Annotated in this window: 12 protein-coding genes; 3 read left to right on the forward strand and 9 right to left on the reverse strand. The window is 70.4% G+C overall.

The features are described from left to right. Nucleotides 1-3: 3 nt before the first annotated feature. The 3 genes from ispG to dxr form a co-directional block, all read right to left on the reverse strand. Entirely contained in the window at nt 4-1161 is a 1158-nt protein-coding gene (ispG, locus tag OG956_RS09440; protein ID WP_330337504.1) for a flavodoxin-dependent (E)-4-hydroxy-3-methylbut-2-enyl-diphosphate synthase, read from the reverse strand. Nucleotides 1162-1331: 170 nt separating this feature from the next. Beyond that, nucleotides 1332-2636, reverse strand: coding sequence for a M50 family metallopeptidase (locus tag OG956_RS09445; protein ID WP_330337505.1), 1305 nt, complete (start codon nt 2634-2636; stop codon nt 1332-1334). Further along, on the reverse strand, nt 2633-3904 hold the full coding sequence (gene dxr / locus OG956_RS09450) for a 1-deoxy-D-xylulose-5-phosphate reductoisomerase (protein WP_330337506.1): 1272 nt from the start codon (nt 3902-3904) through the stop codon (nt 2633-2635). Before dxr ends, OG956_RS09445 begins: the two co-directional genes overlap by 4 nt. Nucleotides 3905-4170: 266 nt before the next feature. Between dxr and OG956_RS09455 the strand changes: the two genes are divergently transcribed. Beyond that, nucleotides 4171-4638, forward strand: a complete 468-nt coding sequence (locus OG956_RS09455; RefSeq protein WP_330337507.1) for a hypothetical protein — start codon at nt 4171-4173, stop codon at nt 4636-4638. 34 nt (nt 4639-4672) lie between these two features. Here the strand turns inward: OG956_RS09455 and OG956_RS09460 are convergent, their stop codons facing one another. Then, the gene (locus OG956_RS09460; RefSeq protein WP_330337508.1) at nt 4673-6610 is read right to left on the reverse strand and encodes an acyl-CoA dehydrogenase family protein; all 1938 of its coding nucleotides are present in this window, start codon (nt 6608-6610) and stop codon (nt 4673-4675) included. Nucleotides 6611-6930: 320 nt separating this feature from the next. Between OG956_RS09460 and OG956_RS09465 the strand changes: the two genes are divergently transcribed. Together OG956_RS09465 and OG956_RS40220 are read left to right on the forward strand one after the other, a co-directional pair. Next, nucleotides 6931-7980 (forward strand): LacI family DNA-binding transcriptional regulator, encoded by a 1050-nt coding sequence (locus OG956_RS09465; RefSeq protein ID WP_330337509.1) that lies wholly within the window; start codon nt 6931-6933, stop codon nt 7978-7980. Nucleotides 7981-8304: 324 nt separating this feature from the next. Further along, complete coding sequence (locus OG956_RS40220) at nt 8305-8547, forward strand: hypothetical protein (protein WP_443065546.1); 243 nt, start codon at nt 8305-8307, stop codon at nt 8545-8547. Here OG956_RS40220 and OG956_RS09475 read toward each other — a convergent pair. The 5 genes from OG956_RS09475 to OG956_RS09495 form a co-directional block, all read right to left on the reverse strand. Then, on the reverse strand, nt 8544-9911 hold the full coding sequence (locus OG956_RS09475; RefSeq protein WP_330337510.1) for a S53 family peptidase: 1368 nt from the start codon (nt 9909-9911) through the stop codon (nt 8544-8546). The two genes, OG956_RS40220 and OG956_RS09475, sit on opposite strands and share 4 nt — an antisense overlap. 242 nt (nt 9912-10153) lie before the next feature. Beyond that, nucleotides 10154-11560, reverse strand: coding sequence for an FAD-binding oxidoreductase (locus OG956_RS09480; RefSeq protein WP_330337511.1), 1407 nt, complete (start codon nt 11558-11560; stop codon nt 10154-10156). A gap of 134 nt (nt 11561-11694) precedes the next feature. Further along, a complete protein-coding gene (locus OG956_RS09485) occupies nt 11695-11922 on the reverse strand; it encodes a hypothetical protein (RefSeq protein WP_330337512.1) in 228 nt (75 codons plus the stop codon). A gap of 22 nt (nt 11923-11944) precedes the next feature. Beyond that, a complete protein-coding gene (locus tag OG956_RS09490) occupies nt 11945-13354 on the reverse strand; it encodes a hypothetical protein (protein WP_330337513.1) in 1410 nt (469 codons plus the stop codon). 506 nt (nt 13355-13860) lie between these two features. Beyond that, nucleotides 13861-15306 (reverse strand): aldehyde dehydrogenase family protein, encoded by a 1446-nt coding sequence (locus OG956_RS09495; protein WP_330337514.1) that lies wholly within the window; start codon nt 15304-15306, stop codon nt 13861-13863. Nucleotides 15307-15454 lie beyond the last annotated feature (148 nt).

Here is a 15454-nt window from a genome sequence, read left to right on the forward strand (position 1 = left end):
AGATCAGCCCGTCACGGACACCGACGGCTCGCCCGACTCCACGCCCTCGTCCTGCATCTGCTCGGCCAGCTTCATGGCCTCCTCGATGAGGGTCTCGACGATCTTGGACTCGGGGACGGTCTTGATGACCTCGCCCTTGACGAAGATCTGGCCCTTGCCGTTGCCGGAGGCGACGCCGAGGTCGGCCTCGCGGGCCTCGCCGGGGCCGTTGACGACGCAGCCCATGACGGCGACGCGGAGGGGGACCTCCATGCCCGTGAGGCCCGCGGTGACCTCCTCGGCGAGCTTGTAGACGTCGACCTGGGCACGGCCGCAGGACGGGCAGGAGACGATCTCCAGGCCGCGCTGGCGCAGGCCGAGCGACTGGAGGATCTGGAGGCCGACCTTGACCTCCTCGACGGGCGGGGCCGAGAGGGAGACGCGGATCGTGTCGCCGATGCCCTGGGACAGGAGCGCGCCGAAGGCGACCGCCGACTTGATCGTGCCCTGGAAGGCGGGGCCGGCCTCCGTCACGCCCAGGTGCAGCGGGTAGTCGCACTGCTCGGCGAGCTGGCGGTAGGCCTCGATCATGACGACCGGGTCGTTGTGCTTGACGGAGATCTTGATGTCCCGGAAGTCGTGCTCCTCGAAGAGGGACGCCTCCCAGAGGGCGGACTCCACCAGGGCCTCGGGCGTCGCCTTGCCGTACTTCTGGAGCAGGCGCTTGTCGAGGGAGCCGGCGTTGACGCCGATGCGGATCGGGGTGCCGTGGTCCTTGGCGGCCTTGGCGATCTCCTTGACCTTGTCGTCGAACTGCTTGATGTTGCCGGGGTTCACGCGGACCGCGGCGCAGCCGGCCTCGATGGCGGCGAAGACGTACTTGGGCTGGAAGTGGATGTCGGCGATGACCGGGATCTGCGACTTCCTGGCGATGGTCGCGAGGGCGTCGGCGTCGTCCTGGGTCGGGCAGGCGACGCGGACGATCTGGCAGCCGGACGCGGTCAGCTCGGCGATCTGCTGGAGGGTGGCGCCGACGTCGGACGTACGGGTCGTCGTCATCGACTGGACCGATACGGGGGCGTCCCCGCCGACCGCCACGCTTCCGACCTGGATCTGCCGGCTCTTCCGGCGCTCGGCGAGCTTGGTCGGAACGGACGGCATGCCGAGAGAAATCGCAGTCATCTGCTGTGCAACCCCAAGTCGTGGATCAAGGTCCGGTCCCGTCGTCGGGCGGGCTCCAGGCTTCGAGATTACGGCACGGCCCTACGCGACAGCACATCCCACCCGGTGAACCCACCCGATGGATGGCGGCCCGGAACAGAGCCTTCCGGACCGCCTCGAACCGTGCGTGGCTAGGAGATTTTCACGGGGTTAACGACGTCCGCCACCAGGACGAGAAGGGTGAAGCAGACGAAGATCCCCGCCACCACGTACGCCACCGGCATCAGCTTCGCCACGTCGAACGGGCCCGGGTCCGGGCGCCGCAGGACCCTGGCCACGTTGCGGCGCAGTGCCTCCCACAGGGCGCCCGCGATGTGGCCGCCGTCGAGCGGGAGCAGCGGGAGCATGTTGAACAGGAACAGGGAGAGGTTGAAGCCGGCGAGCAGCATCACGAACATCGCCACCTGCTGGGAGGCGGGGATGTGGAGGGTGGCGATGTCGCCGGTGATGCGGGCCGCGCCGACGATGCCGACCGGGGAGTCCGGCTGGCGCGGGGCGTTGCCGAAGGCCGCGTCCCACAGGGCCGGGATCTTGCCGGGCAGCGCGGCGAGGGAGTCGACGGCGTCGCCGACCCGGTCGGTCATCCAGGTCACGGACTGGCCGAAGTCCTGGTGGACGACGCCGGTGGCGGCGCTGAAGCCGAGGAAGCCGGCCTTGACGTACCTGCCCTCGACGTACTGGCCGCTGGAGTCCTTCTTGGCGACCTGGTTGGTGGCGATCGTGGCGTGCAGGGTGAGCTGCCTGCCGTCGCGCTGGACGACGATCGGGACGGTCTTGCCGGCGCTGTCGCGGATCAGGTCGGACAGGGTGTTCCAGTCCTTGGTGGGTTTGCCGGCGAACGAGACGATCTTGTCGCGCTTCTTGATGCCGGCGGCCTCGGCGGGGGACGCCGGGTCGGACTTCTTGCAGGTGTCACGGTGCTCGCTCTGCGCGATGACGCAGGGCGAGACCGAGGCGACCGTGGTGGTCTGCTGCTGGATGCCGAAGCCCATCAGGACCGTGAAGAACAGGGCGATCGCGAGGATCAGGTTCATGAAGGGGCCCGCGAACATCACGATGACGCGCTTCCACGGCTTGCGCGTGTAGAACATGCGCGTCTCGTCACCGGGCTGCAGTTCCTCGAAGGCGGCCGAGCGGGCGTCCTCGATCATGCCGCGCCACGGTGAGGTGGAGCGGGCGGAGACGCGGCCCTTCTCGTCGGGCGGGAACATGCCGATCATGCGGATGTAGCCGCCGAGCGGGATGGCCTTGATGCCGTACTCGGTCTCGCCCTTCTTCCGCGACCAGACGGTCGGGCCGAAGCCGACCATGTACTGCGGCACCCGGATGCCGAACAGCTTGGCCGTGGACAGGTGCCCCAGCTCGTGCCAGGCGATCGAGACGAGCAGGCCGACGGCGAAGACCAGTATGCCGAGGATGAACATCAAGGTCGTCATGCACGCGCCTCCGCGGTCGCCGTCGTGGCTGTGAGTTCACGGGCCCGGGCGCGGGCCCAGGTCTCCGCTTCGAGGACGTCCGACACGGTGAGGGAAGTTCCCGTGGCCGGGGTGCCGTGCTCCTCGACCACCCGGGTGACGGTCTCCATGATGCCGTTGAAGGGCAGCGCGCCGTTCAGGAAGGCGGCGACGCACTCCTCGTTGGCGGCATTGAACACCGCCGGGGCCGTGCCCGCGAGCCGCCCCACGTGCCGGGCGAGGTTCACCGCCGGGAAGGCCTCGTCGTCCAGGGGGAAGAACTCCCAGGTGGAGGCCTTGCTCCAGTCGAAGGCGGGCGCCGCGTCCGGAACCCGTTCGGGCCAGCCCAGACCGATGGCGATGGGCCCGCGCATGTCGGGGGGCGTCGCCTGGGCGATCGTGGATCCGTCGGTGAACTCGACCATCGAGTGGACATACGACTGGGGATGCACGACCACCTCAATGCGGTCGAAGGGAATGTCGTAGAGCAGGTGGGCCTCGATGACCTCCAGGCCCTTGTTGACGAGGGTCGCGGAGTTGACCGTGATCACCGGGCCCATCGCCCAGGTGGGGTGGGCGAGGGCGTCCTCGACGGTCACGTCCGCCAGCTCGGCCCTGGTCCGGCCGCGGAAGGGGCCGCCGGAGGCCGTCACCACCAGCTTGCGCACGTCGGCCCGCGTCCCCGCGGCCAGCGCCTGGAAGAGCGCCGCGTGCTCGGAGTCGACGGGGATGATCTGGCCGGGCTTGGCCAGCTCCTTGACCAGCGGCCCGCCGACGATCAGCGACTCCTTGTTGGCGAGCGCGAGGGTGCGGCCCGCCTGCAGGGCGGCCAGGGTGGGCGCGAGGCCGATGGACCCGGTGATGCCGTTCAGCACGGTGTGGCAGGCGGAGGCGGCGACCTGGGTGGCCGCGTCCGGTCCGGCGAGGATCTCGGGGAGCGGCTCGCCGGGGCCGTAGGCGGCGGCGAGGGCCTCGCGCAGCGCGGGGACGGCGTCCTCGCGGGCGACCGCGACGGTGCGCACCCGCAGCCGGTGCGCCTGCTCGGCGAGGAGGGCGGTGCGGCCGCCGTTCGCGGACAGGGCGGTGACCCGGAAGCGGCCGGGGTTGCGCAGCACGAGGTCGATGGCCTGGGTGCCGATGGACCCGGTCGAGCCGAGGATCACCACGTCCTTGGGGCCGTCGGCCGCGAGGGGGTCGTAGACGAGGTGCGGATCGGCCAGGGGTGCCGGATGGGCGGGGCTGTCGGTCATCCCCCCATTGTTGCCGCATCCACTGACAGCGGGGACAGGGTGTCCCTCGGGCGGGTGCGTGAACAGTTTTTGCCGCCGAATGGAATGTTTGTCCGCTTGTAAAACATCAGTGATGATTGCGCGGCGGGGACGAGGCCCGGACCTCGGGCACAGGTGCACGTCCTGCCGAAACTCCGCGTGTCGCGGCTCCGGTGATGGCATTCTTCCGTAGGCGCCCGGCTCGACGGGCGCGGAAAAATGGGGGAGGAATCACCGCCTTGAACCGTATGCGCACGACCACGACCGTCCTGGCCACGGCCGGTCTGCTGACCGCCGCTCAGCTCGGGCTCGCCGGGGGCGCGTTCGCCGCCGCGCAGGCGCCGGCCAGTTCCGGCTGCCCGATCGACCTGGTCTACCCGTCCCGCTTCTACATCGACTCGCACGGGTGGGTGACCAACGGGGGCCTGTACTTCGGCATCAAGAACAAGAGCACGACGAAGACCTTCAAGAAGGTCAGCTTCACCGTCACGGACGTGAAGAACATCCGCTTCGGCTCGGCAAAGGCCACGGGCGGCAAGGTCACCCACAAGACGTCGAAGACGGTGACCGTGTACACGGGGACGCTGAACAAGAAGGCGAGCCTCGGGGTGAAGGTGCAGACGCATCTGCTCAACACCCACAGCTACAAGGTGAAGTTCACCCTGCACGGCTCGGGCTGGACCTGCGCCGTGAACCAGGGCACCTGGGGCAGCTGACCCCAGGCGCCCGGTCGACGGGCGGGAGAGCGCGTCAGGCCCCGAAGGGGCGGCGCGCGCTCTCCCGGGCGGACGGTCCGGGGGTCGCGTCGGCGATCCACGGGCCGTCGCCGGACGGGTCGAGGATGCCCTCCTCCAGCCAGGTGTAGGCCCCGCCGAGGACGGCCTTGACCACCTTGCGGTCCAGGTCGTCGGTGTTGGTCCACAGACGGTCGAAGAGCTCGTCGACCCGGATGCGGGCCTGCCGGCAGAAGGCGTCGGCCAGCTGGTAGGCCTCGCGGCCGTGGTCGCCCCGGCCGCGCAGCCACTCGGCCCGGACGCAGGCCGCGCTCATCGCGAACAGCTCGGCGCCGATGTCCACGATCCGGCCGAGGAAGCCCTGTTTGGTCTCCATCCTCCCCTGCCAGCGGGACATGGCGTAGAAGGTGGAGCGGGCCAGCTTGCGGGCGGTGCGCTCGACATAGCGCAGATGCCCGGACAGGTCGATGCCGTGCTTGAACTCGCCGTACGACGTGGGCAGCTGACCCGGTCCGGCGACGAGCTTCGGCAGCCACTTGGCGTAGAAGACGCCCGCGTTGGCGCCCGCCCTGGCCTTGTCGGACAGGGACTTGTCGGGGTCGATGAGGTCACCGGCGACCGAGAGGTGGGCATCGACGGCCTCGCGGGCGATCAGCAGGTGCATGATCTCGGTGGAACCCTCGAAGATGCGGTTGATGCGCAGGTCGCGCAGCATCTGCTCGGCCGGGACCGCGCGCTCGCCGCGCGCCTTGAGGGACTCGGCGGTCTCGTAGCCGCGGCCGCCGCGGATCTGGACCAGTTCGTCGGCCATCTTCCAGGCCATCTCGGAGCCGTAGAGCTTGGCGAGGGCGGCCTCGATGCGGATGTCGTTGCGGTCCTCGTCGGCCATCTGCGAGGACAGGTCGAGGACGGCCTCCAGGGCGAAGGTGGTGGCCGCGATGAAGCTGATCTTGGAGCCGACGGCCTCGTGGAGCGCGACCGGCTTGCCCCACTGCTCGCGCTCCGCCGACCACTCGCGGGCGATCTTCAGGCACCACTTGCCGGCGCCCGCGCACATCGCGGGCAGCGAGAGCCGCCCGGTGTTGAGCGTGGTGAGCGCGATCTTCAGGCCGGCGCCCTCGGGGCCGATGCGGTTGGCGGCCGGCACGCGGACCCGGTGGAAGCGGGTGACGCCGTTCTCGATGCCGCGCAGGCCCATGAAGGCGTTGCGGTTCTCGACGGTGATGCCCTCGCTGGTCGCCTCTACGACGAACGCGGTGATGCCGCCCTTGTGCCCCTCGGACTTCGGCACCCGGGCCATCACGACCAGGAGGTCGGCGACCACCCCGTTGGTGGTCCACAGTTTCACTCCGTCGAGGACGTAGTCGTCCCCGTCGGGCACGGCGGTGGTGGCGAGGCGGGCCGGGTCGGAGCCGACGTCCGGCTCGGTGAGCAGGAAGGCCGAGATGTCGGTGCGGGCGCAGCGGGGCAGGAAGGCGTCCTTCTGCTCCTGGGTGCCGAACATCTTCAGCGGCTGGGGGACGCCGATCGACTGGTGCGCGGAGAGCAGCGCGCCGACGGCGGGGCTCGCGGAGCCGACCAGGGCGAGCGCCTTGTTGTAGTACAGCTGGGTGAGGCCGAGCCCGCCGTACTTGGGGTCGATCTTCATCCCGAGGGCGCCGAGTTCCTTCAGGCCGGCGACGACCTCGTCGGGGATGCGGGCCTCGCGCTCGATGCGGGCGCCGTCGATGGTGGACTCGCAGAACGCGCGCAGCTTGGCGAGGAACTCCTCGCCGCGGCTGACGCTGTCCGGGTCCGGGAGCGGGTGGGGGTGGATGAGGTCGAGCCGGAAGCGCCCGAGGAACAGCTCCTTGGCGAAGCTGGGCTTGTGCCAGTCCTGCTGCCGGGCGGCCTCCGCCACCTGACGGGCCTCGCGCTCGGTGACGGTGGTGCGTGGGGTGGAGGGGGCGGACATGAGGCTCACCTCGCCGCGAAGAGGGATGATTAGGGACCGTTCGCTACCGACCAGTGCTACTGGATCGTTGGTACCCGAAACGGGCCGACCTCACCACCCCTCGCGCGTCCATCCGGCCGAAAGCCCCGCCGCGGGCGCGGCCGGCGGGTGAGGTACTCCTGCTGCCCGGGAGCCGCGGACGCGCAGGACAAAGCTGTCGAAGCGCTTCGACACCCTCTGGACACCCCACCCAGCCAGGGATTAGCGTCGATCTCACCCTCACTCCACCTCCGACGGTCATGTGGCGGTAGTCGAAGCGCTTCACAGAGCTTGGAGCCCGGATGGTCACCCTCGCCGAGGTAGCCCAGCACGCCGGAGTCTCGGCGAGCACGGTGAGCTATGTCCTCAGCGGCAAGCGGTCCATCTCCGCGGCCACCCGGCAGCGGGTCGAGCAGAGCATCCGGGAACTGGGCTACCACCCGAACGCCGGCGCCCGCGCCCTCGCCGGGAAACGGTCGGACATCATCGCGCTGATGATCCCGCCGCGCACCGACATGCACGTGCCGGTGATGATGGAGATCGCCATCGCGGTGGCCGCCACGGCCCGTACGCACGGCTACGACGTCCTGCTGCTCACCGGCGAGGAGGGGCCGGACGCGGTGCGCCGGGTGACCGGCAGCGGTCTGGCCGACGCGATGATCCTCATGGACGTCGAACTGGAGGACGAGCGGCTGCCGCTGCTGCGCCGCGGCGCCGCCGCGGCCCGGGGGAAGCCGGGGGCGGGGGGCGACCAGCCCTCGGTGCTCATCGGTCTGCCCGCCGACACCACCGGTCTGACCTGCGTGGACCTGGACTGGAGGGCCACGGGCGCGCTGTGCGTGGAGCATCTGGCGGGGCTCGGTCACCGTGACATCGCTGTCATCGGCGAGGCCCCGGCCGTCTACGAACGCCACACCGGTTTCGCCGAGCGCACCCAGGACGGGCTGCGCTCGGCGGCCCGGCGGACCGGCGTACGGCTGCTGCACCGCCCGTGCGAGGGAGGTTACGACGCGACGGCCCTGACCCTGGCCCGGATCCTCGACGAACGGCCGGGGACGACCGGGTTCGTGGTGCAGAACGAGTCGGCGGTGGAGCCGCTGCTCGCGCTGCTGCGCCAGCAGGGCCGGGCGGTGCCCGAGGACGTGTCCGTGGTGGCGATCTGCCCGGACCAGGTCGCCGTGCACGCCTCGGTGCGGCTGACCTCGGTCGGCATCCCGGCGCAGGAGATGGGCCGGTACGCGGTCGAGCATCTGGTCGCCAAGCTGGACGGGCGCGGCAGCGACGAGGTCGTGCTGATCGCACCCGAGCTGACGCTGCGGGCGAGCTCGGGCCCGGCCCCGGCCGCCCCCTGAGCCAGCCGGCACGCCCCGGCTGGGCGCGGAGGAGGCGGAGGCGGCGTACGGCCCTGGAGCTGCCCGCGCCGCCCACCCGTACACGGTGCCAGTGCTGACCTCCTCCTGTCGAAGTCCCGCTGTCCGAGCTGGAGTTACGGGGGGTGGCCCGGGGCGGCCCGAGGCTGAAGGGCGGCCCCTACGACCTGCTGGTGGAGGCGTCCAGCGAGGACATCCGGCCGCGCACGACCGTGCGCCTCGACGGCACTCCCCCGGCGCCGCGCCCGGTGGACCGACAGGGCCTCGCGGCGGCCGGCTTCGACGAGCAGTCCAGGCGCCGCGATCGTGGACCGAGCGAAGACGGCGGGCGACGCGGTGACGCCGGAGCACGGCAGGGCGGCCGAACTGCTCTACCGCGCCTGCGACTTGGGCACGGGAATCGGCGAGGTGACGGCACAGGTGGCCGGCGAGGGCGTCCTGGAGGTCTCCCTGAACGGCGGCACGAGAGGCCCGGCACCGTCAGGCAGCGGTGCCGGGCCCTTTCGCGCGGTGGGCGGAGTCGTACCCCGCCTGCGCGGTCTCCCCTAGTGGACGGGCTGCTTGGCCAGGGCCGGGACGAAGCGCAGGGCGTCCAGCGTGCCCACGCCCGTCGCCATGTCGTAGCCGTTCACGGCCTTGTAGCCCTTGACGCCCTCGTAGCTGTTGTCGGTGCCGTCCTTGACGTCGACGATGCCCGGGTTCTTCTGCTTCTGCAGCGTGTACAGGGCGGTGTTGATGGTGCCCAGGCGGTGGCCGGCCGCCTGGTCGGCGAGGGCGACGATGCCCGCGAAGAGCGGGCTGGCCTCGCTGGTGCCGCCGGAGACGTCCCAGCCGGTGGCGCTCGGGTCGTAGCTGGAGTACACCCAGGCGCCTCCGTCGACCGCGGCGGCCATCGAGATGTCCGGGGTGCCGCGGCGGGTGCCGACGGTCTTCTGCACGCCGTCCTGGAAGCCGGGGCGGGCGAAGACGTGGGACTGGCCGCCGCCGCTCGCGCCGTAGTCGTTGTAGACGCTGTCCGGCTTGACCCGCTGGCCCTTGTCGTTCAGGTGCAGCTGGGTGCCGCCGATGGAGGTGACCAACGGGTCCGACGACGGCCAGGAGTTGACGCGCTTGTTGTAGTACGTCTTGCCGTCCAGCTTCATGTCGGTGGCGCCGCCGTCACCGGAGGACGCGAGCACCGTCACGTGCTTGCGGTGCGCGGCCTCGAAGGCGTAGCGCAGCTTCTTGATGCTGGAGAAGTCGCCCTTGTCGAAGCCCGGGAAGGTGTTCTCGGTGGCGCCGAAGCTCTGGCTGACGACGTCGCCGACACCGTGGTCGATCAGGTACTTCTCCGCGGACATCATCTCCGGCAGACCGGTGGTGCCCTCGGTCTCGGAGACCGCGGTCTCCACCAGGACGATCTTCGCGCCGGGTGCGACGGCGTGGGCCATCTCGACGTCCAGCGTGGTCTCGCCGGCCCAGCCGGTCATGTCCGCGTTCTTCGGGTCGAACTTCGGGACGTGGCCCCACTTGACCACGTTGACCTTGGTGCTGGGCAGTCCGAACTGCTTGCTGTAGACGTCCAGGTCGTGCTGGACGGTCGGGGACCCGAAGGAGTCCACTATGACGATCGTACGGCCCTTGCCCGTGATGCCCTTCTTGTACAGCGGGTTCAGGTCGTACGCGGTGCGGTACTGCAGCGGGTTGTAGCAGTTGATGTGCCACTTGGCCTGGCACTGCGCGATGGACAGCGGGCCGGCCACGCCCTGGACGAGGGTGTGCCCCTTGACGGCCGGCTGCGCGAAGGTGTGCGGTACGCCGGCGGGCGCGGCGGCGGTGGCGCCGGCCTGGGAGGTAGCCGCCAGTGCGGCGGCGACGAGCGCGGCGGTGGCTGCGGACGCCGCGACGCCGCGCCCGGTACGGGCTATGTGCATGTGTTCCCCTGACAGATCCGATACGTCCTGAGCCGGACGAAGTGGTCAGGCGCATCCCATCGGGTGAGTCATGGACAGAACAAGACGCAGGGGTGCACTCTTGAGCAGCCGATATCAAATCCTTTACCCGGCAGGAGAAATGAGGGGAACGAGAAACGGCCGCAGGACAGCCCGTTCCGGCGTCACGGCCTTGAGCACGCGACGCAGTTCCCCTTCACCGTCGAAGCGACCGCGGTGACCGGTCAGATCGCCTTTCCGGGCGCCGGAGAGATGTTCTGGTTGGCGCGGAAGAGGTTGTCCGGGTCGTACGCGTGCTTGACGGAGGCCAGGCGGTCGTAGTGGCCCCGGTAGGTGGCCCGGACCCGGTCCTGGCTCTCCGCGGACCCCATGAAGTTGACGTAACCGCCGCCCATGGAGTGCGGGTGCAGGTCGGTCCAGTAGTCGACGCACCACTGGCGGATCGCCTCGGCGTTGGCCGGGTCGGGGTCGATGCCGGCGACCACGCCGGACCAGATCGCGTCACGGTAGGCCCAGGCCGTGTCGTCGGCACCGACCTGGCGGGCCGCCCCGTCCACCGGGTACAGGTGCATGGTCGACAGGGGGGTCGGGAGATTCTCCGCGTACGTCCGGTGCACGTCGATCGCGGCGTCGGGGATGCCGTCGAAGAAGTCTCCGCGCCAGTACCACTGCAGACCTTCGGGCATCAGCCCGTCGAACATGGCCTGGAGTGCGGGGTAGGGCATCGGGGTGGCGAAGTGGAAGGCCGGCGGCGCCGGTTCGTTCGCCGGCTCGAGCGCCTTCGCCAGCCGGTCGTCGGCCGGGTCTCCCGTGTGGCACCACACGACCCCGCACATCTTCCGCCCGTGGATCGGCTCCGGGAAGGGCGGGCCGGGCGGCACGGTCAGTACGGCGAAGAACCCGCTGAGGCTCTCCGGCGCACCCGGCAGGAACTCCCGGTACCAGCGCAGCACCTCGGGGATGCGGTCGAGCGGCCACAGCGTCATCCCGACACCGACCGTGGAGGCCGGGTGCAGCCGGAAGGCGAACGACGTCACCACACCGAAGTTGCCTCCCCCGCCGCGCAGCGCCCAGAACAGGTCGGGATGGTTCTCCGGCGACGCGGTGACATAGCTGCCGTCGGCGAGGACGACGTCGGCCGCGAGCAGGCTGTCGATCGTCAGGCCGTATCTGCGGGTCAGGTGGCCGTGGCCGCCGCCCAGGGTGAGGCCGCCGACGCCCGTGGTGGACACGATCCCGGCCGGAACGGCACGTCCGACGGCGTGTGTGGCATGGTCGAGGTCACCGATCCGGCTGCCCCCGCCCACCTGGGCGGTGTCCGTCTCCGGGTCCACCCTGACCCAGCCCATCGGCGAGAGGTCGAGTACGAGCGCGTCGTCGACCAGGCACAGCCCCGGGCCACTGTGGCCGCCGCCGCGCACCGCCAGCTCGACGCCGTTGTCCCGGGCGAAGGAGACCGCCGTTTGCACGTCCGCCACGTCCACGCACTGCGCGAAGGCGGCCGGCCGACGGTCGATCATGGCGTTGTAGATGCTGCGCGCCTCGTCATAGCCGGGGTCCTGCGGTGTGATCAACGACCCCCGCAGCGCCTCGCGCAGACTGCCGGCAGCGGCTTCGTCGATGGTGGTCATGGCCGCCTCGCATGCGGGTCACGGGCGGATACGTCCTCGCCCGCCTTCAGTCTTCACCCGTCCGGCCGCCACCGCACACCGGCGCCGGCGCCGCGGTGCCTCCAGCGCCTGGTGCCGGGGTGCCGGACCGGATGTCACTCCTCTCTGGGTGCCTGGTGGTGACCGGAGAAGCGGACACGACGCACGGTGCGTCTGCCACTCTGGTCATGGACGATGACGTGCGTGGCCCCAGGCGGGATGTCCTCGCCCTCGGGTACGGCTTCACCGCGGGCGATGAGGTCGTCGATGAAGCGCTCCTCCGCCTGCCTCGCATGCTCCCCCTCGGTGGCAGGCGGGGGCTCGTCGTGCTGTTCCGTACTCATGGCACGTGCCGGACAGCCGCGGTCAGAGGAAGAGAAGCCGGTCCAGTACCAGGCCGCCGGAATCCTGACGGGTGACCTGGTGGGTCCGTGTCCTCGTGCCGTCGACCACGGCGGCGCTCGTGGTGAGGAACTCGTCGGCGACGGCGATGCGGCCCTGCCGGAAGAGGTCCTCGATGAAGGTCTCCGCGGCCTTCGCCGGGTCCGCCGGGGTCAGCGAGCCGATGGCCGGGTCGGCGCCGGCGACGGCGAATCGCGGTTGCTCCGAGGGAGCGGACGCGGTGAAGGGCTCGGTGAGGCCGTATCGTTCGGCGGGCACGGTGACGGTGCCCAGATCCGCGCCGGGTTCAGGAACCACACCGGTGATCGCCGCGAGGTGCTGTGGCGCCGCTTGGTCGGCGGCAACGGCCTCCGAAGGCGACAGGATGCCGTGGCGGACGAACGCCGAACGCAGCGCCGGGCCGTACCTGCCGTCGTAGAGAGCCTTGTCGGCGGCGAGCATGTGCGCGGCGACCTGCGCGTACAGGGCGGGCACCGTGGGAGTGGCGAGAAGGGCCGCCACCAGCAGCCTGCCCATGATCTGCCCGGCCTGGACGAGCGCATCGCCGTCACGCGCCGGCTGCTGGTAGAAGATCCCAGCCACGGCGTCGAGGAACGCTCCCGTGAACACCCTCGAGAACGAGTGCACTTCGCTCGACAACTGGCTCGCCGGCTCGCTGGGGCGGAGCGTCACCGGATCGCGGTAGAAGAAGTTGTTGGCCGCGTTGCGCAGGCAGTCACGGTCGACGGCGCTCGGATCGATCTGCCGGATCGCCCACCCCAACTGCTCGGCCAGCCGCGACAGCCGGGAGGAACGCGCCGGATTGCCCTGTGTCTCGGTCAGCACCTCGTCCGCGACGGCGCCCACGCCCAGCGACGACAAGATGGCGCTCATGTCCCCGAACGACTCGTGGAACGCACCGACCTCCGCGCTCAACACCCCCCAGAACTGCGGCCGGAGAGCATCGAGGACGGCATGGCCCGCCTCGTGGCACACCACGTCCGGGCTCTCTCCGGAGTGCACGGTCACGCCCGCGACAGTGTGCCTGAAGAAACAAAGACCGCTCCTGTCGTAGTAGGCGTTGAGATCGTCACCAGAATCAAGCTGCGCCGTCAGAACCTGCCCGACGCTGCCGTTCCAGGTGGTGTTCGCCGGCATCAGCGGCCCCCAGAAATTGGAGGCTCGGCTCATCGCGTCCGCCGCCGCCCAGTAACGGAACTCCGCGCTGCCCGGATAGTCCCCGCTCTCCGCCGGCGGTTCGCCGGCAACGGAGACAGGCAGAGACGGATGGCTCACTTCGGGCGTCGGCCGTTGGATCGGAGTGCGTCCGATCGGAGGTTCACCGGGATCGTCTTCCCACGTTTGGACGCTGGCCAATTTCGGCTTCAACTTCATGATGAGGGCCCCCTCGGCCCGAGCCTGCATGCTCCGTTTCCCGGAGCGGTCGCCGCTGGTACAGCAGCTTCGTTCGACGTGCAGGGTGGTGCGAGAGGTTCCACATGGCCGCGAAGGGCACCGAATCCGAGGACGGAGGCCCTGAGCAGCGCGCCCTGTCGCCACCGCTGCACAGCACCCATGGCTGTCGGGAGCCCGGGCTCTGTTCGCTGTTCGTCCTGGCCTTTCTTCCAGTACGCGCCACTCTGCAGGGTCTGTCAAACGCTGTGGGATCACATCGCCCGGGGCTTCCGCCCTGAATCGCCCCGGCCTCAAGAGGGCGCGATTTGCATGAATTCGGCGTCGCCGGGGTCCCGGAACGGCATCTGGTAGCGGCCGAGTTGTGCAGTTCTGCGCATGCCGGCCGGAGTTCGGGCCTCCTTGCCGGTCATGCCGCTGGAAACAGAAACGGCCGCAGCCCCCGCACAGTGGGCTGCGGCCGTTCCGTCCGACCTGTCCGTGGCAGGTCAGAGCGCGAGACCGGTGAGAACCAGCACGCGCTCGTAGGTGTAGTCCTCCATCGCGAACCGCACGCCTTCGCGGCCCACGCCGGACTGCTTGGCGCCGCCGTACGGCATCTGGTCGGCGCGGTAGGACGGGACGTCGCCGATCACCACGCCGCCGACCTCGAGGGCGCGGTGGGCGCGGAAGGCGACCTGCAGGTCGTGGGTGAACACGCCTGCCTGGAGGCCGTACTTGGAGTCGTTGACGGCGGCGAACGCCTCGGCCTCGCCGTTCACCTTCTGCACGGTGAGGACCGGCCCGAAGACCTCCTCGCAGGCGAGCGTCACGTGCGCCGGTACGTCGGTGAGGACGGTCGGCGCGTAGGAGGCGCCGTCGCGGTCGCCGCCGGTGAGCAGCGTGGCGCCGGCCTCGACGGCCTCCTTCACCCAGGACTCCACGCGCTTGGCGGCGTCCTCGCTGACCAGCGGGCCGACATCGGTCTTGGGGTCGGACGGGTCGCCGGTGACCTGGGCCTCGACGGCGGCGACGATGCGCGGCAGCAGGCGGTCGTACACCGAGGCGTCGGCGATCACGCGCTGCACGGAGATGCAGGACTGGCCGCCCTGGTAGTTGGAGAAGGTCGCGATGCGGGTCGCGGCCCAGTCCAGGTCCTCGTCGCTCGCGTAGTCGGCGAGGACGACCGCGGCGCCGTTGCCGCCCAGCTCCAGGGTGCAGTGCTTGCGCGGCACCGAGTCCATGATCGCGTAACCGACCTTGTCGGAGCCGGTGAAGGAGATCACCGGCAGCCGCTCGTCCTGGACCAGGGCGGGCATGCGGTCGTTCGGTACCGGCAGGACGCTCCAGGAGCCGGCCGGCAGCTCGGTCTCGGCCAGCAGCTCGCCGAGGATCAGGCCGGACAGCGGGGTGGCGGGCGCCGGCTTGAGGATGATCGGCGCGCCGACGGCGATCGCCGGGGCGACCTTGTGGGCGCACAGGTTCAGCGGGAAGTTGAACGGCGCGATGCCGAGCACGACGCCCTTCGGGAAGCGCCGGGTGAGGGCCAGCCGGCCCTGGCCGCCGGCGTCGGTGTCGAGGCGCTGGGCCTCGCCGCCGTTGAACCGCCGGGCCTCCTCGGCGGCGAACCGGAACACCGAGACGGCGCGGCCGACCTCACCGCGGGCCCACTTGACGGGCTTGCCGTTCTCGGCGGAGATCAGCTGGGCGATCTCCTCGGCGCGCTCGGCCAGCCGCTTGCTGACGTGGTCCAGGGCGGCGGCGCGCACGTGCGCCGGGGTGGCGGCGAACTCGTCCCGCACCGCGTACGCGGCGGCCACGGCCTCCTCGACCTGGGCGTCGGACGGCACGCTGACCGTGCCGACGAGCCGGCCGTCCCACGGGGAGGTGACGTCGAAGGTGTCCTCGCCGGTGACCTGGCGGCCGGCGAGCCAGAAGGCGTGGGTGGAAGTCATAGGTGAGTCCCGGCCCTTCCGCGTTGGAGGTGTGCTTGGCTTGCGTGCTCCACGGTAGGGCGGGGAGGACCCGCGGTCGTTTGTCCGAGTCGTAGCAGTGCGCGGACCGCCCACTACTGTTTGGACTACTGGACTCCTCGTCCTACTC

The sequence above is a fragment of the Streptomyces sp. NBC_00557 genome, from assembly GCF_036345995.1.
Classification (GTDB): domain Bacteria; phylum Actinomycetota; class Actinomycetes; order Streptomycetales; family Streptomycetaceae; genus Streptomyces.

What these genes read in the sequence shown, in the direction of transcription:
- ispG (WP_330337504.1), bottom strand. Translation starts at nt 1,161, where the DNA reads ATGACTGCGATTTCTCTCGGCATGCCGTCCGTTCCGACCAAGCTCGCC.
- OG956_RS09445 (WP_330337505.1), bottom strand. Translation starts at nt 2,636, where the DNA reads ATGACGACCTTGATGTTCATCCTCGGCATACTGGTCTTCGCCGTCGGC.
- dxr (WP_330337506.1), bottom strand. Translation starts at nt 3,904, where the DNA reads ATGACCGACAGCCCCGCCCATCCGGCACCCCTGGCCGATCCGCACCTC.
- OG956_RS09455 (WP_330337507.1), top strand. Translation starts at nt 4,171, where the DNA reads ATGCGCACGACCACGACCGTCCTGGCCACGGCCGGTCTGCTGACCGCC.
- OG956_RS09460 (WP_330337508.1), bottom strand. Translation starts at nt 6,610, where the DNA reads ATGTCCGCCCCCTCCACCCCACGCACCACCGTCACCGAGCGCGAGGCC.
- OG956_RS09465 (WP_330337509.1), top strand. Translation starts at nt 6,931, where the DNA reads ATGGTCACCCTCGCCGAGGTAGCCCAGCACGCCGGAGTCTCGGCGAGC.
- OG956_RS09475 (WP_330337510.1), bottom strand. Translation starts at nt 9,911, where the DNA reads ATGCACATAGCCCGTACCGGGCGCGGCGTCGCGGCGTCCGCAGCCACC.
- OG956_RS09480 (WP_330337511.1), bottom strand. Translation starts at nt 11,560, where the DNA reads ATGACCACCATCGACGAAGCCGCTGCCGGCAGTCTGCGCGAGGCGCTG.
- OG956_RS09485 (WP_330337512.1), bottom strand. Translation starts at nt 11,922, where the DNA reads ATGAGTACGGAACAGCACGACGAGCCCCCGCCTGCCACCGAGGGGGAG.
- OG956_RS09490 (WP_330337513.1), bottom strand. Translation starts at nt 13,354, where the DNA reads ATGAAGTTGAAGCCGAAATTGGCCAGCGTCCAAACGTGGGAAGACGAT.
- OG956_RS09495 (WP_330337514.1), bottom strand. Translation starts at nt 15,306, where the DNA reads ATGACTTCCACCCACGCCTTCTGGCTCGCCGGCCGCCAGGTCACCGGC.